Origin of the sequence: Streptomyces cellostaticus, from assembly GCF_001513965.1 — a bacterium.
GTDB lineage: Bacteria > Actinomycetota > Actinomycetes > Streptomycetales > Streptomycetaceae > Streptomyces > Streptomyces cellostaticus.
Map to the genome: position 1 here is coordinate 1 of NZ_KQ948032.1, position 23,758 is coordinate 23,758.

At 71.5% G+C, this 23,758-nt stretch carries 20 protein-coding genes and 1 pseudogene; 3 read left to right on the plus strand and 18 right to left on the minus strand.

Going from position 1 to position 23,758, the window contains the following annotated elements:
- Window positions 1-44: 44 nt before the first annotated feature.
- Both AQI88_RS47115 and AQI88_RS28180 read right to left on the minus strand, forming a co-directional pair.
- A pseudogene (locus AQI88_RS47115) lies at window positions 45-161 on the minus strand (IS5/IS1182 family transposase); the annotation flags it as partial.
- A 455-nt stretch (window positions 162-616) separates the two neighbouring features.
- Window positions 617-1,663 carry an aldo/keto reductase gene (locus tag AQI88_RS28180; protein ID WP_067004489.1) on the minus strand — a complete coding sequence of 349 codons (1,047 nt, stop codon included), beginning with the start codon at window positions 1,661-1,663 and terminating at the stop codon, window positions 617-619.
- 102 nt (window positions 1,664-1,765) lie between these two features.
- On the opposite strand from AQI88_RS28180, the gene AQI88_RS28185 reads away from it, so the two are divergent.
- Both AQI88_RS28185 and AQI88_RS28190 read left to right on the plus strand, forming a co-directional pair.
- Complete coding sequence (locus AQI88_RS28185) at window positions 1,766-2,398, plus strand: TetR/AcrR family transcriptional regulator (protein WP_067004491.1); 633 nt, start codon at window positions 1,766-1,768, stop codon at window positions 2,396-2,398.
- 109 nt (window positions 2,399-2,507) lie between these two features.
- Window positions 2,508-2,738: a hypothetical protein gene (locus tag AQI88_RS28190; RefSeq protein ID WP_244184363.1), complete on the plus strand. Its 231-nt coding sequence runs from the start codon at window positions 2,508-2,510 to the stop codon at window positions 2,736-2,738.
- An 89-nt stretch (window positions 2,739-2,827) separates the two neighbouring features.
- Here the strand turns inward: AQI88_RS28190 and AQI88_RS28195 are convergent, their stop codons facing one another.
- From AQI88_RS28195 to AQI88_RS28265, 15 genes are all read right to left on the minus strand, one after another.
- The gene (locus AQI88_RS28195; RefSeq protein WP_208615923.1) at window positions 2,828-4,543 is read right to left on the minus strand and encodes an LCP family protein; all 1,716 of its coding nucleotides are present in this window, start codon (window positions 4,541-4,543) and stop codon (window positions 2,828-2,830) included.
- A gap of 482 nt (window positions 4,544-5,025) precedes the next feature.
- Window positions 5,026-5,706: a hypothetical protein gene (locus tag AQI88_RS28200; protein ID WP_067004493.1), complete on the minus strand. Its 681-nt coding sequence runs from the start codon at window positions 5,704-5,706 to the stop codon at window positions 5,026-5,028.
- Window positions 5,707-5,760: 54 nt separating this feature from the next.
- Entirely contained in the window at window positions 5,761-8,463 is a 2,703-nt protein-coding gene (gene mgtA, locus AQI88_RS28205; protein ID WP_079057847.1) for a magnesium-translocating P-type ATPase, read from the minus strand.
- Complete coding sequence (locus tag AQI88_RS28210; protein ID WP_067004495.1) at window positions 8,456-8,818, minus strand: ArsR/SmtB family transcription factor; 363 nt, start codon at window positions 8,816-8,818, stop codon at window positions 8,456-8,458. The genes mgtA and AQI88_RS28210 overlap by 8 nt, the downstream gene beginning before the upstream one ends.
- Before the next feature lie 74 nt (window positions 8,819-8,892).
- Window positions 8,893-9,162 carry a hypothetical protein gene (locus AQI88_RS28215; protein ID WP_067004496.1) on the minus strand — a complete coding sequence of 90 codons (270 nt, stop codon included), beginning with the start codon at window positions 9,160-9,162 and terminating at the stop codon, window positions 8,893-8,895.
- A 2-nt stretch (window positions 9,163-9,164) separates the two neighbouring features.
- Window positions 9,165-9,464, minus strand: a complete 300-nt coding sequence (locus AQI88_RS28220; RefSeq protein WP_067004498.1) for a hypothetical protein — start codon at window positions 9,462-9,464, stop codon at window positions 9,165-9,167.
- A gap of 199 nt (window positions 9,465-9,663) precedes the next feature.
- Entirely contained in the window at window positions 9,664-10,128 is a 465-nt protein-coding gene (locus AQI88_RS28225; protein ID WP_067004500.1) for a hypothetical protein, read from the minus strand.
- Window positions 10,125-11,183 carry a PH domain-containing protein gene (locus AQI88_RS28230; protein WP_208615924.1) on the minus strand — a complete coding sequence of 353 codons (1,059 nt, stop codon included), beginning with the start codon at window positions 11,181-11,183 and terminating at the stop codon, window positions 10,125-10,127. The genes AQI88_RS28225 and AQI88_RS28230 overlap by 4 nt, the downstream gene beginning before the upstream one ends.
- A gap of 31 nt (window positions 11,184-11,214) precedes the next feature.
- Entirely contained in the window at window positions 11,215-13,827 is a 2,613-nt protein-coding gene (locus AQI88_RS28235) for a sensor histidine kinase (RefSeq protein ID WP_079057848.1), read from the minus strand.
- A gap of 1 nt (window position 13,828) precedes the next feature.
- Window positions 13,829-14,512: a response regulator gene (locus AQI88_RS28240; protein ID WP_067004504.1), complete on the minus strand. Its 684-nt coding sequence runs from the start codon at window positions 14,510-14,512 to the stop codon at window positions 13,829-13,831.
- A gap of 90 nt (window positions 14,513-14,602) precedes the next feature.
- The gene (locus AQI88_RS28245; protein ID WP_067004506.1) at window positions 14,603-15,271 is read right to left on the minus strand and encodes a potassium-transporting ATPase subunit C; all 669 of its coding nucleotides are present in this window, start codon (window positions 15,269-15,271) and stop codon (window positions 14,603-14,605) included.
- 5 nt (window positions 15,272-15,276) lie between these two features.
- On the minus strand, window positions 15,277-17,406 hold the full coding sequence (gene kdpB, locus AQI88_RS28250; protein ID WP_067004508.1) for a potassium-transporting ATPase subunit KdpB: 2,130 nt from the start codon (window positions 17,404-17,406) through the stop codon (window positions 15,277-15,279).
- Window positions 17,406-19,067 carry a potassium-transporting ATPase subunit KdpA gene (kdpA, locus tag AQI88_RS28255; protein ID WP_067004510.1) on the minus strand — a complete coding sequence of 554 codons (1,662 nt, stop codon included), beginning with the start codon at window positions 19,065-19,067 and terminating at the stop codon, window positions 17,406-17,408. Before kdpA ends, kdpB begins: the two co-directional genes overlap by 1 nt.
- 8 nt (window positions 19,068-19,075) lie before the next feature.
- The gene (gene kdpF, locus AQI88_RS28260) at window positions 19,076-19,165 is read right to left on the minus strand and encodes a K(+)-transporting ATPase subunit F (RefSeq protein WP_037770757.1); all 90 of its coding nucleotides are present in this window, start codon (window positions 19,163-19,165) and stop codon (window positions 19,076-19,078) included.
- A gap of 271 nt (window positions 19,166-19,436) precedes the next feature.
- Window positions 19,437-21,275, minus strand: coding sequence for an APC family permease (locus AQI88_RS28265; RefSeq protein WP_067004512.1), 1,839 nt, complete (start codon window positions 21,273-21,275; stop codon window positions 19,437-19,439).
- Window positions 21,276-21,485: 210 nt separating this feature from the next.
- On the opposite strand from AQI88_RS28265, the gene AQI88_RS28270 reads away from it, so the two are divergent.
- Window positions 21,486-22,043 carry a hypothetical protein gene (locus AQI88_RS28270; RefSeq protein ID WP_067004514.1) on the plus strand — a complete coding sequence of 186 codons (558 nt, stop codon included), beginning with the start codon at window positions 21,486-21,488 and terminating at the stop codon, window positions 22,041-22,043.
- Window positions 22,044-22,056: 13 nt separating this feature from the next.
- Here the strand turns inward: AQI88_RS28270 and AQI88_RS28275 are convergent, their stop codons facing one another.
- Window positions 22,057-23,631 (minus strand): Na+/H+ antiporter, encoded by a 1,575-nt coding sequence (locus AQI88_RS28275; RefSeq protein WP_067004516.1) that lies wholly within the window; start codon window positions 23,629-23,631, stop codon window positions 22,057-22,059.
- Window positions 23,632-23,758 lie beyond the last annotated feature (127 nt).

Here is a 23,758-nt window from a genome sequence, read left to right on the forward strand (position 1 = left end):
TTAGGGCGTCGTTTGGATCAGCGTGCGGACCAGAGGAGGATGCCCGCGATGCCTCGCCACTGCTTGAGGCGGTTGATGCACCTCTCGATGGTGTTGCGCTGTTTGCAGGCCTCACGGTCGAAGGCCGTCGGCCTGCCGCCCCGGCTACCGCGACGCAGCCGGTGACCTGGCCTGTGCGACAACCAGGCCAGCAGCGGCCACGGCTCGCTCGGCGTCGGGGGCGTCCAGGTGGTCCGCAGGGCAGGCGGCGTGTTCGAGCGCGCCGCCGATCATGGATTCACGTCATGGATTCGCGTTCTTCGACGGCTTCCGCATCGAGGTCGCCAGCGAAGTCGGCGGTGAAGTCGGCGGCGGTGTAGGTGTCGAACACCTCGCCCACCAGGCCGCCTTACGTCACCGTCCAGGCCTACGGGGCCGGCCTCGCGACGGACGGCCCTTCGGCCGGCAGACCCTGAACCGGGTCAACCGGTTCCAGGGCGACTTCCACTGCGCCGGTGGCGTCGACGGCGTCGTCGGGGCCAACACCTTCAGCTGCCCGGACTGGGTCACCGACAACCGCCAGGGCGTCTGACCACCTCCAGCACCTCTGCGCCGGCCGGAGCCCCTCCGGCATTCCTCAGCACGGCGCGGCGAACACCGGTGGGTTCAGGCGGGCGAAGCCTTCCTGGCGCTCGTAGGGGAAGTAGGGGTACGGCGCCGTCCGATGGCTCGCCGCATCGAGTTTCGCGATCTGCTCGGGGGTCAGGGTCCAGCCGATGGCGCCCAGGTTCTGGCGCAGTTGCTGTTCATTGCGGGCGCCGATGATGACCGAGGACACGGTCGGGCGCTGGAGCAGCCAGTTGATGGCGATCTGCGGTACGGCCCTGCCCGTCTCCTCTGCGATCTCGTCCAGGGCGTCGACCACGCCGTAGAGGTGTTCCTCGGTGACGGGCGGGCCGTAGTCGGCGGTGCGGTGCAGTCGGCTGTCGGGCGGCAGCGGTGCGCCGCGGCGGATCCTGCCGGTGAGGCGGCCCCAGCCGAGCGGGCTCCAGACGATCGCGCCGAGGCCCTGGTCGAGGGCGAGCGGCATGAGCTCCCACTCGTAGTCGCGGCCGATGAGGGAGTAGTACACCTGGTGGGCCACATAGCGCGGGTGACCGTACTTCTCCGCGGTCGCGAGGGACTTCATCACCTGCCAGCCGGAGAAGTTGGAGACGCCGACGTAGCGCACCTTTCCTGCCTGTACGAGGGTGTCGAGTGTGGCCAGCACCTCGTCGACCGGTGTCCCGGCGTCGAAGGCGTGGAGTTGGAAGAGGTCGATGTAGTCGGTGCCCAGCCTGCGCAGGGCGTCTTCGCAGGCGGTGATCAGACGGGAGCGGGAGGAGCCCGCGTCGCCCGGTCGGTCCCCCATCGGCAGGCTGGTTTTGGTGGAGACGATCACCTGGTCCCGGCGGCCCTTGATCGCCTCCCCCAGCACCTCCTCGGAAGCGCCGGCGGAGTAGACGTCGGCGGTGTCGAACATCGTGATTCCGGCGTCCAGGCAGATGTCCACCAGGCGGCGCGCCTCCTGGGCGTCGGTCGTGCCCCACTCGCTGAAGAGTGGGCCGCGCCCGCCGAAGGTGCCGGCCCCGAAGCTCAGCGCGGGAACCATGAGTCCGGACGCACCCAGTCGCCTGTATTCCATGTCAGACCCCTTCCGGAGAAAACCAAGCTAACGGGTCTATAGTTTCGTTAGCTGCCGCCAAAGGTAGCAGAGGCCTGCGATTAATGGAACTGGAGTGCCGTTATGCCTGACGACGCTGAGCCGGGAACCGTGCGGCCCGGAGGGCGCACAGCGCGGGTACGGGAGGCGGTGTTGCGGGCGGCCGAAGACGCCCTGACCGAACAGGGCTTCACCCGACTGGACCTGGCCGACATCGCACGCCGCGCCGGTGTGGGCAAGACGACCGTCTACCGCCGCTGGGGAACGGTGACGGGGCTGGTGGCCGACCTCCTGCTGGACATGGCCGAGCAGTCCGCGCCGCGCACCGAGACCGGCTCGCTGCTCGGCGACCTGAAGGCCAACGCCCGTCTGGTGCAGCGAACCTTGACGGACCCTCGGCAGGGGGCGCTGTTCAAGGCGCTGATCGCCGCCGCCACCTGCGACGCGAAGACGGCCACCGCCCTGCACCGCTTCTACGACATCCGCGTCAGGGAATGGGCTCCCTGCGTCCAGCAGGCCGTCGGCCGGGGCGAGGTGCCCGAGGGCACCGACGCCCATGAGGTGGTCCGCGCCGTCTCCGCCCCTCTCTACTACCAGCTGCTGATCAGCGGCGGCCGGCTCGACGAAGCCGCCGCCGACCGGGCCGCCGAGGCCGCCCTGGCCGCGGCACGCGCGGGGGCGTACGCAGGGGACGGAGACGGAGGAGAACCCGCGTAACCCGCGGCACCGACGGCACCTCCCCCGGAGGGCAGGGCCCGTGTGGCAGCGGCCGTCCTCGTGGCCCGGCTCACACACCGGAGACTTGCGCAACCCTTAAACTGTCGCCGTGGAGACGACCGAGGTGACGGGCTGGGAGGCCGCGGTGCTCGACGGAGGGCCCGCGGACGGAGTGCGGATGAAAGTCTCCGGCCGGCCGCGCGTGATCCAGGTGACGCACCCCTGCCAGGTGGACGACGCGCCGCCCGGCGTGCACGCCGAAGCGGTGTACCTCTACCGCCGCGACTACACCGTGACCGGTGAGCCGCTGAGGTACGGATTCGACGTCGCCAGCCCCTGACCGGCCCGCCCCGGGCGCCGGCTCGGTGAGCGCTCCTCCCGGGGCCGTCCGCGTCCCCGCCCACCCCTTCGGGCAGGCCGGTGGCCGGCTCACTCGTCCGAGTCGGGCTCCTTGCGCGCCGCCGCGTACGCCTGGGCCGGGGTCATGGAGACACCGTTGAGGCTGACCGTCTTGTAGGGGCTGACCTTGGCGCAGGTCTTGGCCTGGTCGGCGGTCTGGGCGTGGGCATTGGAGACCGCGGCCTTGGTGTCGGCGGGCGCGGGCTTGGACGTGCCGCCCGGGTAGCTGGCACCGCTGGGCCAGTCGCTGCCGATCACCAGGGTCAGGCCCGTGCCGGTGCCCTGCTTCAGGTGCGAGGCGGACAGGCCGAGCGCCTTCGCGGCCGTCTTCGCCTCCGCCTGCCGGCCGGTGCCGTAGGTGAGGGTGGTGGTCGTCGCGGAGCTCGGGGCGTTGGCCGTGGTCGTGTCCGAGCTGAAGCCCTTGTCGGTGAGTGCCGTGGCGACGGCGGAGGCGCGGCCGGTGACGGCCGTTCCGTTCTCCACCGTCACCGCGATCTCGGACGCCGGGACCGCCGGCGCGGTGGCCGTCGCCTTCGCGGCCGCCGAGGCCGCCGCGGACTTCTTGCCCGAGCCGGTGGTCAGGGACTGGTCGTCGGCGATGGTGGAGAAGAGCGTCTTGGCGCCCGGGCCCACCACCACGCGGTCGCTGTTGTTCGGATCGGCGGCCGTCTGCATCGTCGTGAAGGTCATCCGCTTGGTGGGGACCTTGTTCACGTCGTTCGCGAGCGAGATCAGCTTCTTCACCGTGCCCAGGCCGTCGTCCACGGTCAGCGCCTTGGTGGCCGCGTCCGCGAGGTCGTAGACCGCGCCGGGATCGGTGAGCGTGCCCGCGCTCTTGAACTTGCGGATCATCGCGCTCAGGAAGATGTGCTGGGAGACGGTTCGGCCGAGGTCGCTGCCGTCGCCGAAGCCGTGCCGGGAGCGGACGAACTCCAGGGCCGCGACGCCCTTGAGGGTGTGGGCGCCCTTGGACAGCTTCAGGTGCGAGTAGGTGTCGTAGACGTCGTCGCTGACGCACACGGAGACACCGCCGACGGCGTCGGACATCTTGACCACGCCGGAGAAGTCGAGCTTGACGAAGTGGTCGATGGGGATGCCGGTGAGCTGGTGGACGGTGGCCACCTGGCAGGCCGGGCCGTACTGGAGCGCGCTGTTGATCTGCCCGTAGTAGCCGGGTGTGGACTGCTCCGACTCACTGTCCTTGCACGCCGGGACCTTGGTCATGGTGTCCCGGGGGATGCTCATCACCGTGGCGTTGGAACGGTCGGCGGATATGTGCACCACCATCTGCACGTCCGCGTTGCTGCCGGTCTGCACGCCGGTCTTCGAGCAGCCGCCGCCGAGTTTGCAGTCCGCCTTGCTGGTACGGCCGTCCGAGCCCATCACCAGGATGTTGATCGGCGTACGGCCGAACGCGTCGGCCTTCTCCGTGCCGCCCTTGCCGTCCAGCGAGAAACTCTGGATGTTGCCGTTCAGGTGCTGGTAGAACCACCAGCCCGCACCCGCAGTGATGACGACCAGGACGGACAGCGTGATCGCGGCGATCTTCAGGAAACGCCTGCCGCGCCCCGCCTGCCGGGTGCGCCGCCTCGACCGTGAGCCGCCGTGCGCGCGGGAGGCGGCCCGGGCCGCGGCCCGGCCGCCCGGCGGGCGCGCTCCGTCGGCTCCGGCCGAACGCTGTCCGGGCACCCGGGGGGTGCGGCTGCGCGTGGCCTGGCCGGCCGGGCCGTCCCACGGGTCGCTCATCTCCCACTCCCATGCATGAACAGTCGGGCTCAGCAGGCCGGGCCGACGGGTTCGGCCGGGCGTGCACGGCGGTGTGCGGGCAGGTGGCGGAGCAGGGCTCCGCCCGGGTTGCGTGATTGCGCAATCTAACAAACCCCTGGCCCGAGCAGTACGGATCCACACACGATTCATAGGTGAGGCATCTCATGGAACCGATGGGCCAGGTATTGAACAGCGGGCTGAGAGCGAGCTCAGGGCAGCTTGCGTCCGTATCGCGCCGTGATCCACGCGGCGCCGCGTTCGGCCAGGGCCCGTCTCCGTCCCCGGCGCGCGCGAATAAGGGGCGCGGGGAACTGCGCGACAAGCCACGACGCACCCGCACCTGGCAATGGTGAGGCGCCCCGACGGCGAACAGCCGAAGGGCCGCCCCCCCCACTGGTGTCCGACTCGAAGGGAATGCGGCCCAGGCCTTCGCAGTCGATCGGGCCGGCTCCCCGGCTGCTTCAGTCCGCGCCGACGGCCCTGCCCGCCTTGGCCCAGTTGGCGTGCAGCCGCTCCAGGTACGACCGGGCCTGGCTGCCCGGGGTCGCGCCGCGGGCGAAGGCCAGCATGTTGTCCGCGCCGGTGTTGTACCCGAGGGCCAGCAGGTCGCTCTCCGGGTACGCGGTGGTCCAGTGGGCCGGCAGCCGGGCCGCCAGGTCGTGCAGGTACCAGGCTTCGGCCTCGACGGCGAGGTCCCGGTCGTCGGGCAGTTCCTCCCAGCGGCGGTCGGCGAAGTCCCGGCCCTGCTTGACCTCGTCGAAGGCGGCGCGGTGCATGTCGGCGATGCCGAAGGCCGCATCCGGCTTGTACTTCTGCCAGGCCCGCTCGAAGGACGGGGTGTGCGGTTTGTACGCCTCGTTGTAGAGGACCGCCATCAGCAACTGGGCGCTGACGCCGGTCTGCCGGGCCCGGGTGAGGACCTGGGACGAGTAGTCGGCGGGGTCGTACGACGAGTCGGCCGGCGGCGTGGGGGAAGGGGCCGAGGAGCCGGGCGACGGGGTCCGCGGGGAGGCGGATGTCTTGGCCGGCGGCGGCTCGTCGCCCTGCGGGGTGTCGGCCGCACGTACGATGACGTACAGCGCCACGGCGAAGACCAGCACGGAAAGCCAGCGCCAGCGCCTGCGTGCCCCGGAATCGGACATGTCTCGCCCTCTCTCCACCCCCGCCTCGGCCAGCCCCCTTGTACAGCAGGACGACTAAGAGCTGTGCGAGGCGGCGCCGCGCGTGTCCGGCGCGCTCTCCTCCCCCGCGCGCCCCGTGCCCCGTGCCTCCCGGCGTCGTTCGTAGCCCTTGCGGGCCGCCAGGAGACCTGCGGCATACAGGACCAGGACCGCGGTGAGCAGGACGTAGTACACGACGGGGAGGGCGGTCAGGCCGAGGACGGGGCCGAGCGGCGACGGCGGAAGCGCCAGGCCGATCACGGCCAGGCCGATCGCCGCCCGGGCGACCGGGCCGGGCCTGCGCCCTGCCGGGCTGCGGCGGCCGACGCGCAGCAGGACCATCACCAGGGCCTGGGTGAGCAGGTTCTCGGTGAACCAGCCGGAGTGGAACACCGCCTCGTCGTCCCCCGTCCCGGGCCCGTGCAGGGCGAGCGCGAGGACGGCGAAGGTGGCCAGGTCGGCGACGGCGTTGAGCGCCCCGAAGCCGGTGATGAAGCGCAGCAGCTCCCGTGGGTTCAGCACGGCCGGCCGGCGCAGCACCGAGGGGTGGGGGCGGTCGTGGGCGAAGGCGAGCTGGGCCGCGTCGAAGCACAGGTTCTGGGTGAGGACCTGCGCCGGGAGCATCGGCAGGAAGGGCAGCAGCAGGCCCGCGGAGAGCATCGCGATGACGTTGCCGAGGTTGGAGGAGAGCGTGATGCGCAGGTAGGTGGCGATGTTGCCGCCCGCGTGCCGGCCGGCGGCGATGGCGTGCGCGATGGCGGTGAGGTCCTTCTCCGCGAGCACCACGTCCGCGCCCTCCCGGGCCACGTCGGCGGCCTCGCGGGGGGCGATGCCGACGTCGGCGGCGCGCAGGGCGGGCAGGTCGTTGACGCCGTCGCCGAGGAAGCCCACCGTCAGCCCGGCGCCGCGCAGGGCCTGGAGGATCCGGGCCTTGTGGTCCGGGGTGCAGCGGGCGAAGACGGTCGTACGGCCGGCCAGCTCGGGCAGTTCGGCGTCGGTGAGGGTGTCGAGGACGCCTGCGTCGACCACGCCGTCCTGCGCCACGGGGATGCCGAGGTCGCGGCAGGCGCGGGCGGCGGTGCCCGGGTGGTCACCGGTGAGGACCTTGACGGCGACGCCCTGGCCGGTGAGGACGTGCAGCGCGTCGGCGGCGGTCGAGGCGAGCGTGTCGCGCAGGGTGATCAGGCCGCGGAAGTCGAGGCCGCGTTCGTCGGCCGGGGTGTAGTCGCACGGCCGCGCCGGGCGTTCGGCGGTGGCGATCGCCAGGACGCGCAGGCCGTCGTCGGCCAGGCGGGTGGCGAGTGCGCCGAGGCGTGCGCGCTCGTCGTCCGGGAGCGCGCAGCGTTCCAGTACGGCCCGGACGTCTCCCTTGACGACCAGGGTGTGCACGCCCAGGCGCCCGGGGGTGCGGACGACGGCGGTGGCGAGGCGGCGCAGCGGGTCGAAGGGGACGGCCGCCGCGCCGTCGTAGGCCGTCAGCTCGTTCTCGGCGGCGGCGTCCAGGATCGCCTCGTCGAGGGCGTCGGGTACCGGCAGGTGGGCGAGTTGCAGGGTCCACCACGCATTGACGGCGGCCCAGTGCAGGATCTCGGGGTCGTCCTCGCCGTCGGGGCCGAGAGCGCGGTCCACCGTCGGCCGGTCCTGGGTGAGGGTGCCGGTCTTGTCCAGGCACAGCACCTCGACGGCGCCGATGTCGTGCAGCGCGGGCAGCCGCTTGACGATCACCCCGTGGGTACGGGCCAGCAGCGCGGCCCCGCGGGCCAGGCAGGTGGTGACGAGGACCGGCAGCATCTCGGGCGTCAGGCCGACGGCCACCGCGACGGCGAACGGAAGCGTCTCCAGGCCGCGTCCGCGCAGCGCCGCGCCCGCCATGAGGACCAGCGGCGGGGTCAGCAGCATGAACCGGATCAGGATCCAGGAGACGCCGTGGACGGAGCGGTCGAAGGCGCTCGGATCCTGCCGGTCGGCACCACGGCCGTGTGCGGCGGCGAACCGGGTCCGCGCGCCGGTCGCGGTGACGACCGCGGTGGCGCTGCCGGAGGCGACGCTGCTGCCCTGGAAGCAGCACTGCGGATGCACGAGAGCGGCGGTGCCGGTGGCGGGGGGTACGGCGTCGGCGGTCTTCGCGGCGGGAGCCGACTCCCCCGTCAGCGCGGACTGGTGCACGGTCAGGCCGCTCGCCCGCAGCAGTCGTACGTCGGCGGGCACCAGGTCGCCGGGCCCGAGCCGGACCACGTCCCCCGGGACCAGCTCGCCCACCGGGAGTTCCCGGGGGACCGGCGCGGCGTCCTCGTCGGCGCGGCGCAGCACCGTGGCGGTGGTGGCGACCAGCTCCCGCAGCGCGGCCGTGGACCGGTCGGCCCGGTGCTCCCCGGTCGTCCTCAGCACACAGCTCACCCCGACCAGGAGGAGGATCACCGCGGCGGTCCCCCAGGCGAAGACGGCTGCCGAGACCAGTCCGAGGCAGAGCAGGACCGCGGTGAACGGGTCGCGCAGGCTGCGCAGGAAGAGCTTCGGCCAGGAGGCCTCGCGCCGGTCCGGAAGGCTGTTCTCGCCGAACCGGGCCAGCCGTTCCTCGGCCTGCGCCTCGGTCAGCCCGCGCGGACCGGTGTCCAGCTCGCGCAGGACTTCGAGCAGGGTCGGCGCGGCCGGTCCCGGACGGGGTGCCCCGAACGCCGCGGCGGCGCCGGAAGCCGGCGTCTGCGCGTCCTGTCCCGAGGCCGCGGTGGTCTCAGCCAACGATCCCGCGCAGCCGGGGTACCGCGGTGGGGGTCTGCTGCGAACGCGCGGTCAGCTGGACCACCATCACCCGCACCAGCGTCACCACATCGGGATCCTCGATGTAATAGACCTGCCGTCGGCCCTCCCGCCGGGAGCGTACGAGCCCGGCGAGCTTCAGCTTGGCCAGGTGCTGGCTGACCGCGGGCAGCGCGCCGCCCACCCGGTCGGCGAGATGCGTGACATCGCTCTCGCCCTGCGACAGAGCCCACATCAGATGGAGCCGGGAAGCGGAGGCGAGCAGCCCGAACGCGGCGGCAGCCGCCGCCAGCACCTCGGCCGACGGGTCCTCGAAGCCACCGTCGATCTCCGTCACAGCCCTCTCCTGTCCCGCCCTGTCCACAGCCGGCGCGCATGCGCCCGCCCATGGTACGGACTGCCGCGCGGGGCTCAGACCTCCATCACGGCATCGCAGTCGGGGCAGACCGCGGAGGCGTACGCCTCGGGGTACCAGGGCGCCTCAGGGTGCTCGGCGGGCTTCCAGCGGGACGGCTCCATGGCGAAGGTGTCCTTGCCGCAGAGCGTTCGTGGCCCTGGCGCGGCCCGCGTCCCCGGGGCGGCGGGCACCGCGTGCACCCGGCGGACGGACGGTTCCTCACCACCGGGTGCGCGGGCGGCCACCGCCTTCTCGACCTCGTACACGACGACGATCTCGGCCATGGCTACGCCTGGGGGACGCTGAGCTCCCGGCCGCGGTAGAAGGCTTCGCGTTCCTCGGCGACGTACGGGGCCATGTGCGCCCTGCGCTGGGCCTCCGGCTCGGAGGCCCGATAGGAGTCGCATGCCGTCCCGGAGTCCCAGAACGACACCCCGGTGATCTCCTGCCCGTCCTCGGACCAGTACGCGAAGGCGCGCCGCAGGCCCTGCGGGTAGGGGGCGGGGCGCCATGCCCGCTCGAACTCCTCCAGGGTGGTGCCCGGCTGAAGGCGGCGCGTAGTGACCCACACGTAGTGCTCCTCCATCGCCGCCTCCTCAGCAACGCCGGTCCCACCTGCCACCGCTTCTGGGACCACCGTAAGCGCAAATCACCGCTTCCGCCTGCGCGGCGAAGGGTGCGGCGGCAGCCGGCCGCGATGCCGCCGCTGTTCAACGACACCCTCAACAAGGCCAAGCCGTCCGGGATCCCGTTCGACCCCTACGGCGCCGGCTGACACCCTCCGGCTACGGGGTGTGGCTCCGGCGGGTGCTCGCCAGCCATGCCCCGGCTGCGGTGAGCACCGCCGTCGCCAGTGTCGCGATCAGCCACCCGGTGGGCAGCTGGGCCGCGTGCCAGTCGGTGTGGTCGAAGTTGGCGCGGATGATCGAGGCCTGGGCGCCGCACAGGAGTACGGCGGTGGGCAGGAGGGTGATGGTCCTCCAACGGCGCGTGGCCCCGTTGCAGTGCAGCACCACGGCCACCGTCCCCGCCGCCGCCAGCCAGATCAGTGCGGGGAAGAGGGAAGCCGCCCATAACGGCATGGAGCCGTCGGCGGAGAGGTGACCGCCGTTCCAGTGGGTGGCCAGACGGGCCGGCAGGTGTCCACTCGCCGCCCAGGGCAGCCCGGCGATCAGGGCCGCAGCGGCCCCCGTCCCTGCCGCGAAGGCCCCGGCGGGGCCGCGCTCGGCCGTCGTACCGTCGTCTTTCACGCGATTCCCCCTGATTGCAGCTCGCGGAGGATCCGGGTCAGGTCGGCCGGTGCGGCCGACAGGCGGATCGGAGTGCCCGCGTCGTCGAGTTCGGCGATGTGCCAGCTTCGGGGCACGGTGTCGCCGTCGCTGCCCCGGGCACGTCGTACGTTCCTGACGGTGAGGCGCTCGACCGGGATCCGCTTCGCCGCGAAGTGCCCCGGGCCGGGGGCCACCGCGAGGGTGCCGTCTCCGACGAGGATGTGGGTGCCGAAGCCGTGCGGGTTGTAGTCGGTGGGCTCAAGGAAGCGGGCGGGCAGGAACACCTCGCCCTCGTCCGGCTGTTCGGGCGCTCCGGGCTCCCCCGGCGTACGGATGCTCGTCGCGCGCCAGGCCTGCCTGAACAGGGCCAGTGTCAGCAGCGAGCCCGCCGCCGCCCACGTGAGCGGCACCGGCGAGGACAGCAGGGTCGTGGGGTGGAGGTAGCACAGCGGCAGCAGCCACAGGGCCGTACCCACGAGCACGCCCGCGAACGGGAGGGCCGACGGGGGGACTTCGTCGCCGTGCAGCCGCCGCCCGTACCGCAGGCGCAGCGCCACCTGCGCTCCCGGGTACGCCCCGGCCAGGGCGAGTACGGCGGCCAGGACGGCCAGGGAGCCGGGGGTGGTGACGTGCTCGTGCCAGACATGGCCCTCGCCGGTCACCTTCATCACCTGGCCGCGCCAGACGGTCAGTCGGACGTGGTCGCCGGCCTCGAAGTCCACGGCGGCCTCGGACGACACCGCGAGCCGGGCCAGTGGCCGGCTGCCGGTGAAGTAGAGCCAGCTGTCCTGCTTGGGCGGGTTCGGGTCCGTGCGTGCGATCACGGCCGGAACGGTGGTCAGGCAGTCCTCCCGTCCGCTGTCCGGTGTCACGGCGGCGCACGGGGTGGCCGCCCGCCACGCCCGCTCGTCCGACGCGATGTCCGGCACGAACCACGCGGCCGCCCCCGCACACGCGAGCAGCAGCACGCACACGCACACACCGAGCACGGTGCGGCGTGCCGCCCCGGCTCTCCCCCGTCCAGCCTTGGTCACGTACCGAGCCTGCGTCATGCCTGCATCCGGTTCATGTGCAGGTCCCGGCAGTGTCCGGGGGTCCCATGCTGCCGATGTCCACCGCGGGCCACGTGTGCGTGATCGCCGTGGCGGACGTCCCCGGCTCGGCCCCTGCCCGGACGCCGCCGCCCGACCTCGGCAGGCTGAGCACCATGGTGAGGCCGCCGCCCGGTGTGTCCTCGGCGTCCAGCGTGCCGCCGATGGCCTCCGCGAAGCCGCGGGCCACCGCGAGGCCGAGGCCGACCCCGGCGCCGCGGGGTGAGTCGCCGTAGCGCTGGAAGGGTTCGAAGATGCGGGACTTGGCCTCGTCCGGCACGCCGGGGCCGCGGTCCACCACCCGCACCTCCACCCGGTCGGCGAGGGCACTGGCGGACACCAGGACGCGCGCCCCGGGTGGGCTGTACTTGACGGCGTTCTCCACGACGTTGGCGACCGACCGCTCCAGCAACCCCCGGTCGACGTCGACCATGGGCAGGGTCTCCGGGATGTCCAGGTCGACGCTGTCCTCGGGGACGCCTCCCAGCGCCATCGGGATCACCTCGTCCAGGTCGGTCTCGCGGATGAGCGGCGTGACCGTGCCGGTCTGGAGGCGGGACATGTCGAGCAGGTTGCCGACGAGGTGGTCGAGGCGGTCGGCACCCTCCTCGATGGCGGCCAGGAGTTCCGCCTGGTCGGCCTCGGTCCACTCGACGTCGTCCGAGCGCAGGGAGGTGACCGCCGCCTTGATGCCGGCCAGCGGGGTGCGCAGGTCGTGGCTGACGGCGGCGAGCAGGGCGGTGCGGATGCGGTTGCCCTCGGCCAGTTCCTTGGCCCGGTCCGCCTCCTGCCGCAGGCGCTGACGGTCCAGCACCACCGCCGCCTGGGCCGCGAAGGCCGCCAGGACCCGGCGGTCCTCGGCCGGCAGCACCCGGCCGGAGAGAGCGAGGGACAGGTGGTCGCCGACCGGTACGTCCACGTCCGCGTCCTCGGGCGTGGCACAGGGGCGCGGGCCCACGCTGCCCGCGCACGTCCAGGGCGCCACGTCGCCCGCGCGCTCCAGCAGGGCCGCCGACTCCATGCCGAAGGTCTCACGGACCCGGTCCAGCAGTGCCTCCAGGCTGGTATCGCCGCGCAGCACACTGCCCGCGAGGAAGGAGAGGATCTCCGACTCCGCGCGCAGCCGTGCCGCCTGGTGGGTGCGGCGGGCGGCCAGATCCACCACCGACGCGACCGACACGGCGACCCCGACGAAGATCGCGATGGCGACGATGTTCGCCGGATCGGCGATGGTCAGGGTGTGCACCGGCGGGGTGAAGTACCAGTTGAGCAGCAGGGATCCGACCACGGCCGAGGCCAGGGCCGGGAAGAGACCGCCCAGCAGCGCCGCCGCCACCGTCATCGTCAGGAACAGCAGCATGTCGTTGGCCAGCCCGACCTCCGGCAGCACGCTGCCCAGCAGCCAGGTCAGCAGCACGGGGCCGGCGATGCCCGCCAGCCAGCCCCAGATGATCCGGGAGCGGCCGAGGCGCGCGCCCCGGGCTACGGGCAGCCCGCGGCCCTTGCCCGCCTCGTCGTGGGTGATGAGGTGGACGTCGAGATCAGGGCCGGACTCCACGGCCACCGTGGCGCCGACACCGGGTCCGAAGACGTACTGCCAGCCCTTGCGGCGGGAGACGCCGAGGACGATCTGGGTGGCGTTGACACCGCGCGCGAAGTCGAGCAGCGCAACCGGTATGTCGTCGCCCACGACATGATGGAAGGTGCCGCCGAGGTCCTCCACGAGGGTGCGCTGGACGGCCAGTTCCTTCGGGGAGGCCGAGGTCAGGCCGTCGCTGCGGGAGATGTAGACGGCCATGACCTCGCCGCCCGCGCCCTTCTCGGCCAGCCGCGCGGCACGTCGTATCAGGGTGCGCCCCTCGGGGCCGCCGGTCAGGCCGACGACGATCCGCTCGCGCGAGCCCCAGATCGTGGAGACCCGGTGCTCGGTGCGGTACTCCTGCAGATAGGCGTCGACCCGGTCGGCCACCCACAGCAGCGCCAGCTCGCGCAGGGCGGTGAGATTGCCGGGCCGGAAGTAGTTGGACAGCGCCGCGTCGACCTTGTCGGGCTGGTAGATGTTGCCGTGCGCCATCCGGCGGCGCAGCGCCTGGGGCGACATGTCGACCAGCTCGATCTGGGCGGCCCGCCGGACCACCTCGTCCGGCACGGTCTCCCGCTGCCGCACCCCGGTGATCGACTCCACGACGTCGCCGAGCGACTCCAGGTGCTGGATGTTGACGGTGGAGACCACGTCGATCCCGGCGGCCAGCAGTTCCTCGACGTCCTGCCAGCGCTTGGCGTTGCGGGAGCCGGGGATGTTGGTGTGGGCGAGTTCGTCCACGAGGGCCACCTGCGGACGGCGGGCGAGGACCGCGTCGACGTCCATCTCGGTGAAGGTGCCCTCCCGGTACGTGATCACCTTGCGCGGCACCTGCTCCAGGCCGTGCAGCATCACCTCGGTGCGCGGCCGGTGGTGGTGTTCCACGAAGGCGACGACGCAGTCGGTGCCCCGCTCGATACGGCGGTGCGCCTCCGACAGCATCGCGTAGGTCTTGCCGACGCCGGGTGCCGCGCCGAGGTAGATCCGGAGCTTGCCGCGTGCCATGTCATCCCTCGAAGCGGTAGCCCATGCCGGGCTCGGTGATCAGATAGCGGGGGCTCGACGGGTCGGCTTCCAGCTTGCGTCGCAGCTGGGCCATGTAGACCCGCAGATAGTTGGTCTTGTTGCTCTGGGAGACGCCCCAGACCTCCTGGAGCAACTGCCTCTGGGTGATCAGGCGGCCGGGGTGGGTGACGAGGATCTCCAGCAGATGCCACTCGGTCGGGGTAAGGCGGACGTCGCGGCCGCCTCGTACGACCTTCTTCGCCAGGAGGTCGATGGTGAACCCGTCCGTGCTCACCAGCGTGGTCTCCGGGACGAGCGGCAGGTCCTCGGTGCGGCGGACGGCCGCGCGCAGCCTGGCCAGCAACTCGTCCATGCTGAACGGCTTGGTGATGTAGTCGTCGGCGCCGGCGTCGAGCGCGCCGACTTTCTCGTCGGACGACTGCCGGGCGGACAGCACCAGGATCGGCACCCGGCTCCAGCCCCGCAGTCCCTTGATGATGTCGACGCCGTCCATGTCGGGCAGGCCGAGATCGAGCAGGACCACGTCGGGCTGGCGGGCCGCCGCGAGCCGCAGCGCCGTGGCGCCGTCGGGTGCCGCGTCGACCCCGTACCGGCGGGCCTGCAGGTTGATCACGAGGGCCCGTACGAGCTGCGGGTCGTCCTCCACCACGAGCACCCGGGTCATGGGTGTATGCCTCTCCTGTCATGGCTGCGGGAGCCGGCGGCCCGGGATGTCTCCCGGGCCGCCGGCTCCCGTGCGGTGCACGCAAGGCCGTCACTGCTGGGCCGCGAGGTCCCTGAGCGCGATGTTGAGTTCCAGGACGTTCACGCGCGGGTCGCCGATGAAGCCCAGGGTGCGGCCCTCGGTGTGGTCCTTGACCAGCTTCTCCACCTGCGCGAGCGGCAGGTTGTTCTTCACGGCAACGCGGTGGACCTGGAGTTCGGCGTACTCCGGGGAGATGGCCGGGTCCAGTCCGGAGCCGGAGGAGGTGACGGCGTCGGCGGGGACGCCCGTGGGCTTGACGGTGTAGCCGGGGACCGAGTTGTCCTTGACGACGGCGGCCTTGGCGTCCTCGACCTGCTTGATGAGGACCTTGCTGTCCGCGGACAGGTTGGTCGCACCCGACAGGATCAGCTTGTACTGCGTGTTGACACTGTTCGCGCCGAGCCCGTTCGCCGGGCGGCCCTGGAACCACTTCAGGTCCGGGTCCGGGGTCTCCTGTCCCTTCTTCAGCGGCAGGTTGTACGACTGCCCGATCAGGGACGATCCGACGACCTTGCCGCCCGCCTTGATCTCGGAGCCGTTCGCCTTGTCGTGGAACAGCGCCTGGGCCACACCTGTGACGGCCAGCGGATAGATGACGCCTGTGAGCACGGTCAACACGAGCAGCGCCCGCAGGCCCGCCCCGAGCAACCGGGCGGTGTTCATAAAGGAGTTGTTCATGGCGATCAGCCGATCCCGGGGATGAAGGAGATGATCACGTCGATGATCTTGATGCCGATGAAGGGCGCGACCAGGCCGCCGATGCCGTAGACCCCGAGGTTGCGGCGCAGCATCCTGTCCGCGCTCATCGGCCGGTACCGCACGCCCTTCAGGGACAGCGGCACCAGCGCGATGATGATCAGCGCGTTGAAGATGACGGCCGACAGGATCGCGGAGTCGGGCGAGGACAGGTGCATGATGTTCAGCTTGTCCAGGCCCGGGTAGACCGCCGCGAACAGCGCCGGGATGATCGCGAAGTACTTCGCGACGTCGTTGGCGATGGAGAACGTCGTCAGCGCACCACGCGTGATCAGCAGCTGCTTGCCGATCTCCACGATCTCGATGAGCTTGGTCGGGTTGGAGTCGAGGTCGACCATGTTGCCGGCCTCCTTGGCGGCCGACGTACCGGTGTTCATCGCCACGCCGACGTCCGCCTGGGCCAGCGCGGGCGCGTCGTTGGTGCCGTCGCCGGTCATCGCGACCAGCTTGCCGCCCGCCTGCTCCCGCTTGATGAGGGCCATCTTGTCCTCGGGAGTGGCCTCGGCGAGAAAGTCGTCGACGCCCGCCTCCTCGGCGATCGCCTTGGCGGTCAGCGGGTTGTCACCCGTGATCATGACCGTCTTGATGCCCATACGGCGCAGCTCCTCGAACCGCTCCCGCATGCCCTCCTTGACGACGTCCTTGAGGTGGATGACACCCAGGATCCGGGCCCCGTCGGAGTCCTCCACCGCGACCAACAGCGGGGTGCCGCCCGCCTCGGAGATCCGGTCCGTCAACTCCTGGGCGTCCTCGGCTACTTCGCCGCCCTGCTCCTTCACCCAGGCGATGACCGAGGCCGTGGCCCCCTTGCGGACCTTGCGGCCGTCGACGTCCACACCCGACATACGGGTCTGGGCGGTGAAGGCGATCCACTCGGCGTGCGCCAGCTCGCCCTGGTGGCGTTCGCGCAGCCCGTACTTCTCCTTCGCCAGGACGACGATGGAGCGGCCTTCAGGCGTCTCGTCGGCCAGCGAGGACAGCTGGGCCGCATCCGCGACCTCGGCCTCGGTGGTGCCGCGCACCGGCACGAACTCGGCGGCCTGGCGGTTGCCGAGGGTGATGGTGCCGGTCTTGTCCAGCAGCAGCGTGGAGACGTCACCGGCGGCCTCGACGGCACGCCCCGACATGGCCAGCACATTGCGCTGGACCAGACGGTCCATGCCCGCGATGCCGATCGCGGAGAGCAGCGCGCCGATGGTGGTCGGGATCAGGCAGACCAGCAGGGCGATCAGCACGACCATCGTCAGGTGGGTGCCCGCGTAGGTAGCGAACGGCGGCAGCGTGGCACAGGCCAGCAGGAAGACGATCGTCAGCGACGCCAGCAGGATGTTCAGGGCGATCTCGTTCGGCGTCTTCTGCCTTGCAGCGCCCTCGACCAGGTTGATCATCCGGTCGATGAAGGTCTCACCGGGCTTCGTCGTGATCTTGATGACGATCCGGTCGGACAGCACCTTCGTGCCGCCGGTCACGGCCGAACGGTCGCCACCGGACTCGCGGATGACCGGCGCCGACTCACCGGTGATCGCCGACTCGTCCACGGACGCGACGCCCTCGATGACGTCGCCGTCACCCGGGATGATGTCACCGGCCTCGCAGACGACCAGGTCACCGATGGTCAGCGCGGTGCCCGGCACCTGCTCCTCGGAGCCGTCCCCCAGCAGCCGGCGCGCCACCGTGTCGGTCTTGGCCTTGCGCAGGGTGTCCGCCTGGGCCTTGCCGCGGCCCTCGGCGACCGCCTCCGCCAGGTTGGCGAAGATCACGGTCAGCCACAGCCAGGCACTGATCGCCCAGCCGAACCAGTCGCCCGGGTCCTTGAAGGAGAACACCGTGGTGAGCACGGAGCCGATCCACACCACGAACATCACGGGCGACTTGACCATCACCCGCGGATCGAGCTTGCGGAACGCGTCCGGCAGCGACTTGATCAGCGCCTTGGGGTCGAAGAGGCCCGTTCCGACACGGCCCTCGGCGGGCTTGTGCCCGGTTGGCGCGTCCTGATGGGGCGCAAGGGTGGGAGTGGACATGGAGTCCTCGTGGTTCTTCGTGTCGGTGGTCATCACGCCAGCCCTTCGGCGAGCGGACCCAGCGCCAGGGCCGGGAAGTACGTGAGACCGGTGATGATCAGGATCGCGCCCACCAGCAGGCCGGTGAACAGCGGCTTCTCGGTGCGCAGGGTGCCGGCCGTGACCGGGATCGGCTGCTGCCCGGCGAGCGAGCCGGCCAGCGCCAGCACGAACACCATCGGCAGGAAGCGGCCCAGCAGCATCGCGAGCCCGGTCATGGTGTTGAACCAGTCGGTGTTCGCGTTCAGGCCGGCGAAGGCCGAGCCGTTGTTGTTCGACGCCGATGTGAAGGCGTACAGCACCTCGGAGAACCCGTGCGCGCCCGAGTTGAGCATCGAGTGCGGCGGGGTCGGCAGCGCCATCGAAGCGGCCGTGAAGACGAGCACCAGCGCCGGGGTGACCAGGATGTAGCAGGCGGCGAGCTTCATCTCCCGCGCGCCGATCTTCTTGCCCAGGTACTCGGGCGTACGGCCGACCATCAGACCGGCGATGAACACCGCGATGACGGCCATGATCAGCATGCCGTAGAGGCCGGAGCCGGTACCGCCGGGCGCGATCTCGCCCAGCATCATGCCGAGCATGGTGATGCCGCCGCCGAGTCCGGTGAAGGAGGAGTGGAAGGAGTCCACCGCACCGGTCGAGGTGAGCGTGGTGGACACCGCGAAGATCGAGGAGCCGCCGATGCCGAAGCGGACCTCCTTGCCCTCCATCGCCCCGCCGGCCGCCTGGAGCGCCGGGCCGTGGTGGGCGAACTCGGTCCACATCATCAGCACGGTGAAGCCCAGCCAGATGGTGAACATCGTGGCGAGGATGGCGTAGCCCTGCTTCACCGAGCCGACCAGCACGCCGAAGGTGCGGGTCAGCGAGAACGGGATCACCAGGATCAGGAAGATCTCGAAGAGGTTGGTGAACGGGGTCGGGTTCTCGAAGGGGTGGGCGGAGTTGGCGTTGAAGATGCCGCCACCGTTGGTGCCCAGCTCCTTGATGGCCTCCGTGGAGGCGACCGCACCGCCGTTCCACTGCTGGGAGCCGCCCATGAACTGGCCGACCTCGTGGATGCCGGAGAAGTTCTGGATGGCTCCGCAGGCGACGAGGATCACCGCGGCGACGGCTGCGACCGGCACCAGGATCCGCAGCGTGCCGCGCACCAAGTCCGCCCAGAAGTTGCCGAGTTCACCGGTGCGCGAGCGCGCGAAGCCGCGCACCAGCACCACGGCGACGGCCATGCCGACGGCGGCGGAGACGAAGTTCTGCACGGCCAGACCGGCGGTCTGCACGACGTGGCCCATGGTCTGCTCGCCGTAGTACGACTGCCAGTTGGTGTTGGTCACGAAGGACACGGCGGTGTTGAACGACTGCGCCGGGTTCACCGAGGAGAAGCCGAGCGAGCCGGGCAGGATGCCCTGGAGCCGCTGGAGCAGGTACAGGAAGAGGACGCTGACGGCCGAGAAGGCAAGGATCCCGCGCAGGTACGCGGGCCAGGTCATCTCGGCGTCGGGGTTGGCACCGATGGCCTTGTAGATCCACTTCTCGACGCGCAGGTGCTTCTTCGAGGAGTAGACCCCGGCCATGTAGTTGCCGAGGGGGACGTAGGCGAGCGCCAGCGCGCCTATCAGGGCGAGCAGTTGGAGCACGCCGGCGAGTTCGGGACCCATATCTGTTCTCAGAACCTCTCCGGGAAGATCAGGGCGAGGACGAGATAGCCCAGCAGGGCGACGGCCACGACCAGGCCGACGACGTTTTCGACGGTCACAGCTTCGTCACCCCCTTGGCGACGAGGGCCACCAGCGCGAAACCCGCGAGCACGGTGACGACGAAGGCCAGATCGGCCATCGCGAACTCCTGGAGTGAGGTTCGGTGAAACGGACGATTAGAGGAAAGCGCCTGGCTGGCCGGATCCGGTCGCCCGTTGACGGCTCTCTTACGGCAGCCCGTACGGCTTTGACGGGACTCTTACGGCTCCTGACCTCTACCGACGGGTAAGTGGCCGTGACGGTCGGTGACCGCGGTCACAGCCGGAATGTTCACAGCCGGAAGCGGAGCCGGCAGATCACCGCGTCCGTCTCCCGCCGTACGGCGTGCGCGACGACGGCGCCCCGCTGGTTCTGCAGCAGCCGCTGCCACAGCCGCTCGGGCTCCGCCTCCGGGATCAGCACGGTGACCCGCGTGCCCGGCTCGGCGGCGGCCGTGTCACGGACGTACGCGGCGATGGGACGGCCGAGCGTGCGCCGCTCGCAGGCCAGCCGGACCAGGGGCACGCCCGGGTCCCACTCGGCCCAGGCGCGCTCCAGGGCGTGCAGCTGGGCGCGGTCCTCGGAGTCCGGGTAGCAGACGGTCACGGCACGGACCTCGTCGCCGAGGGAGGCGGCCGCGGTCAGCGCCTCGGAGGTGAGCCGGGACAACGACGAGACGGGGACGATCACCAGCGAGCGGTCGCGGTGCGGGGCCTCGGGGATGCGGCCGAGCCCGAGTCGCTCGCCGATCCGGCCGTAGGCGCGGTGCACGGCGACGAAGGCCGCGACGAACAGGGGCAGCGCCACCACGATCAGCCAGGCGCCCTCCGCGAACTTGCTTGCGGTGACGACGGCCGTGGAGACACCGGTGAGCAGCGCGCCGAAGCCGTTCAGCAGCGCCTTGCCGCGCCAGCCGCTGCTCCGCTCCAGGCGCCAGTGCTTCACCATGCCCACCTGGGCGATGGTGAACCCGACGAACACACCGATGGCGAACATCGGCACCAGGGTGTTGGTGTCACCGCCGGAGAAGACCAGCAGCGCCGCCGCGACGACGGCCAGCGCCAGGACGCCGTGCCGGTGGACCTGGCGGTCGGCCTTCAGGGCGAAGACGTGCGGCAGGTAGTTGTCACGGGCGAGGAGCTTGAGCAGCACCGGCAGCCCGCCGAAGGAGGTGTTGGCGGACAGCGCGAGCAGGATCATCGTCGCGAACTGGATGATGTAGAAGGCCCAGTTGTGGCCGAGCGAGGCGTCCGCGAGCTGGGCGAGGACGGTGACGCCCGCGACCGGCTGGAGATGGAAGCGCGAGATCAGCACCGACAGGCCGACGAGCATCAGGCCGAGTACGGCGCCGAGGGCAACCTCCGCGCGCTGGGCGCGCCGCACCCGCGGGACGCGGAAGGAGGGAACGGCATTCGCGATGGCCTCGACGCCGGTCAGGGCGCTGCACCCGGAGGCGAATGCTTTCAGCAACAGCAGCACGCCCACCGACGAGGCGTTGCCCGCGACCACCGACGCATGCCCGGCGGCGGTCACCGTGCTCACGGGGTGGGAGCGGAACAGACCGACCGCGATCAGCACGAAGATGGCCCCGACGAACACGACCGTCGGCACGATGAACGCCTTCGCCGACTCCACGATCCCCCGCAGGTTGACGCCCGTGATCAGCACGAGCACCGCCAGGCACAGCCACAGCCGGTCGCCGTAGAGGCCCGGGAAGGCGGAGGTCAGCGCCGCCACGCCGGCCGTGACGGCGACGGCCACGTTGAGCACGTAGTCCAGCACCAGCGAGGCGGCCGCCACCAGGCTGGTGCGCGCGCCCAGATGCGTCTTCGCGACGGCGTAGGAGCCACCGCCGTCCGGGAAGGCCGCGATCACCTGCCGGTACGACGCCACCAGCACCGCCAGCAGGGCAGCGATCGCCAGCGTGACCGGCAGCGTGAAGCCCAGTCCGTGAGCGCCGGCGGCGGCGAGGACCAGGACGATCGCCTCGGGGCCGTACGCCACCGACGCCATCGCGTCCAGCGACAGCGCCGCGAGTCCCGTGACGGCGGTCAGCCGGTGGCGTTCGCCCGTATCAGGCGGCTCCTCTCCGGCGGGAACGGCGTCCGGTTCGGTGGTCAGGACGGTCATGGGTGCGTGCTCCTTCATCAACAGCCGCGCACAAAGGCCGAGCTGTGCGCGGTGCACCCAGGTTCTGACCGTTTCCGGCCGCATCCGACCGTTCCTTGCGATATTTTCGCGCTCACCGGGCGGACCTTGACGGGACCTTGATGGTGGAGAGCCATCAGAGGCTCATCAAAATGCACCGTTCCGGCCCTGCGCGCCTCTACCGTCACCGGAATGGGACGCCCCGACAACGCGCGCAGGTCACCGGCCGGCGCTCGCGCAGAGACTTCCGAGGATGCGGTGCACGACCGCCGCTGGGCGGGGGACGTCCGGGAGGCCGTCCGGTGCGCCGGTGTCCTGCTCCTGCTGCTTCTGCTCGTCGACTGGGGATCGGGCCGGTTCACGCTCTGGCGCGGCCTGTTGTGGCTCGCTCTCGCCCTGCTGCTGTTCCTCGTGCTGTTTCCCGCCCGGGTCTCGGCGGGCGAGGACTGGCTGGCCTCACGGCGGCTGCTGCGCGAGCGCCGGGTCCGCACCGACCTGCTGGTCTCCGTGCGGTGCCTGGGCGGTGTCTCCCAACGGCTGCTGCTGCGGGACGCGTTCGGCGCGCGGGTCGAGATCGACCCCGAGGCCCTGCTGCACAATCCCCAGCTGTGGCACCGCCTGGAGCAGGGCACCCGGAAGGCGGCGGCCGACGGTCTGCTGCTGTGCGGGCAGACCGCACTCGACCGCCTCTCGGCCGGCGTGGACCGCGAGACCGCGCTGGCCGTGTTCAAGGCGTCCGGGCTGGAGTAGCCCACCCGCCCCTTCATGCGTCGGTGAGCCTGGCTTCCTCCAGGTCCAGTGACCGCTGCAGCCGCCGCCGCGTCGTGTCGCTGATGCGGTGGTCGTCGTACAGGCGTTGCAGTTCCGTCGTCTCCACGGTGATCAGGTCGCGGCGCAGCTGGCGGTAGACCAGGTCGGCGGATTCGGTGGCCGCGGCCGTGCCGTTGCTCTCGGCGAGGCGGTCGCGGGCGTCGTCCAGGCGGGCGGTCAGGCCGCGGCGGAGGCGGTCGACGACGACGTCCGGTACGGCCTCCAGCTCCGCGAGTTCCTCCAGCCGGGCGAGGCCTGCGTGGGCGAGGCGGGAGCGGGCCTCGATCTCCTCGCGTTCGGTGTGGGCGGGCTCCAGGGCGATGCCGGAGGCGCGGACGACCGGGGCGAGGGTGAAGCCCTGGACGACGAGGGTCACGACCACCACGGACGTGGTCAGGACGAGGACCAGGGGGCGGTCCGCCAGCGTGGTGCCGTTCTTGGCGACCTCGGGGATGGTGAGGGCGGCGGCCAGCGGCATCACTCCCCGGGTGCCCGCCCAGGTCAGCACCACCGGCACCCGCCAGTTCAGCCGGCTGATCCCGCCCTTGCGCTGCACGACCACCGACAGGGGCGCGAGCCACAGCAGTCGTACGGCGATGAGCGTGGCGGCGACGGCGAGGGCGTACAGCGGCCAGGCCCGGTCGCCGTCGGCCAGTGCCCGCACCTGCGCGGGCAGCGCCAGCCCTATGAGCGAGAAGACCACGCTCTCCAGCAGAAACACCACCGTGCCGTACACGGCGTGCAGCTGGAGGCGGATGCGGGCGTTGGTGAGCCGGTCGCCCTGCCCGCCGAGGACCACCCCGGCCACCACGCACGAGGTGACCCCGGAGGTGTGGGCGGCTTCCGCGAGCAGGTAGGCGGCGTAGGGGGTGACCAGGGCTATCACCGTCTCCAGGACCGGTTCCTCGGTGCGCCGCCGGATCAGCGCCACCACCCCGGCCACCGCGGCCCCGATCACCGTGCCGCCCCCGGCGAGCAGCAGGAACTGGCCGCCCGCTGCGCCCCAGTTCGCCGCCGCCGACGCGATGGCGATGCCCGCCGCCACCCGGACCAGCACCAGCGAGGTCGCGTCGTTGAACAGGCTCTCCGCCTGGACGAGCACCTGCACCTTGGGCGGCAGGGCGAGCCTGCGGCCGAGCGCGGTCACGGCGACCGGGTCGGTGCTGGCCAGGACCGCGCCCAGCACGAACGCCATCTGCCAGGACAGCGGGGTCAGCAGGGCCGCCACCGCGGCGACGGCCGCCGCGGAGGCCAGGACCAGCCCTATGGCGAGGATCCCGACCGGTTTCCACACCGCGCGCAGCTCCCGCCAGGGCATGTCCTCGGCGCTGGCGTACAGCAGCGGGGGCAGCACCACGAGCCCGATGATCTCCGGGCTGATCTCGATCTGGGGGGTGCCCGGCAGCAGCGCCACCGCCAGACCGGCGACGACCAGCAGCGAGGGAGCGGGGATGCGCCAGCGGCGCGCGAAGGTCGCCACCACGGTGGCCAGAACGACCAACGCGAGTACTGTGCCGACGCTGCGCATGCCGTCTCCCTGGACCTGAGAAGAAGCCACCATGGCTCCCCGCCGACCAGACTTCCCGGCACACCGCCTTCACCCTATCGGCCCAGGTCACGTCAAGACAGTGTCAAGTTCCTCCCGGCCTGCGCCA

Bases quoted from the DNA above. Each gene is read 5' to 3' on its own strand.
- AQI88_RS28180 (WP_067004489.1), bottom strand. From the start codon at position 1,663: ATGGAATACAGGCGACTGGGTGCGTCCGGACTCATGGTTCCCGCGCTG.
- AQI88_RS28185 (WP_067004491.1), top strand. From the start codon at position 1,766: ATGCCTGACGACGCTGAGCCGGGAACCGTGCGGCCCGGAGGGCGCACA.
- AQI88_RS28195 (WP_208615923.1), bottom strand. From the start codon at position 4,543: ATGAGCGACCCGTGGGACGGCCCGGCCGGCCAGGCCACGCGCAGCCGC.
- AQI88_RS28200 (WP_067004493.1), bottom strand. From the start codon at position 5,706: ATGTCCGATTCCGGGGCACGCAGGCGCTGGCGCTGGCTTTCCGTGCTG.
- AQI88_RS28215 (WP_067004496.1), bottom strand. From the start codon at position 9,162: ATGGCCGAGATCGTCGTCGTGTACGAGGTCGAGAAGGCGGTGGCCGCC.
- AQI88_RS28220 (WP_067004498.1), bottom strand. From the start codon at position 9,464: ATGGAGGAGCACTACGTGTGGGTCACTACGCGCCGCCTTCAGCCGGGC.
- AQI88_RS28235 (WP_079057848.1), bottom strand. From the start codon at position 13,827: ATGGCACGCGGCAAGCTCCGGATCTACCTCGGCGCGGCACCCGGCGTC.
- AQI88_RS28240 (WP_067004504.1), bottom strand. From the start codon at position 14,512: ATGACCCGGGTGCTCGTGGTGGAGGACGACCCGCAGCTCGTACGGGCC.
- AQI88_RS28245 (WP_067004506.1), bottom strand. From the start codon at position 15,271: ATGAACAACTCCTTTATGAACACCGCCCGGTTGCTCGGGGCGGGCCTG.
- kdpB (WP_067004508.1), bottom strand. From the start codon at position 17,406: ATGACCACCGACACGAAGAACCACGAGGACTCCATGTCCACTCCCACC.
- kdpA (WP_067004510.1), bottom strand. From the start codon at position 19,067: ATGGGTCCCGAACTCGCCGGCGTGCTCCAACTGCTCGCCCTGATAGGC.
- AQI88_RS28265 (WP_067004512.1), bottom strand. From the start codon at position 21,275: ATGACCGTCCTGACCACCGAACCGGACGCCGTTCCCGCCGGAGAGGAG.
- AQI88_RS28270 (WP_067004514.1), top strand. From the start codon at position 21,486: ATGGGACGCCCCGACAACGCGCGCAGGTCACCGGCCGGCGCTCGCGCA.
- AQI88_RS28275 (WP_067004516.1), bottom strand. From the start codon at position 23,631: ATGCGCAGCGTCGGCACAGTACTCGCGTTGGTCGTTCTGGCCACCGTG.